The following is a 314-nucleotide window of genomic DNA, read 5'->3' on the forward strand; positions in this document are numbered from 1 at the left end:
AATATTCAACTGTGATGGAAGTGACCCGCTTATTTCTCATGATTGTGGGGAGCGTTGCAGGCATGGTTCTTTCCATGTCTTCAAATGCTTCAGCGGCAGTAGATGCCGAGTATCCGCCCCGTCTGAATCGGGAGCAGTTGCGTCCGCTGTATGATGGGCTGTGTGACTGGCCAGTTCGGAGGCCAAACGAAAATGCTTCAGCTTATGTCGGTCGTTCAGCCAGGGGGGCGGACGCGGAAACGTCTCTGGATTTGGACTGTCTTGACCGTGAGTTTGGAACCGAGGGCAGATTTGGTTCCTCAGAAATCCGACAT

Annotated in this window: 1 protein-coding gene; it reads left to right on the plus strand. The window is 52.9% G+C overall.

Annotation, left to right across the window (positions count from 1 at the left end; all coding sequences use genetic code 11):
- Positions 1 to 314: hypothetical protein (locus tag CVH10_RS26725; protein ID WP_219924847.1), on the plus strand; the 314-nt coding region annotated here is incomplete at both ends.

It is taken from the genome of Halomonas sp. ND22Bw (assembly GCF_003011945.1).
Taxonomy (GTDB): domain Bacteria; phylum Pseudomonadota; class Gammaproteobacteria; order Pseudomonadales; family Halomonadaceae; genus Halomonas; species Halomonas halophila.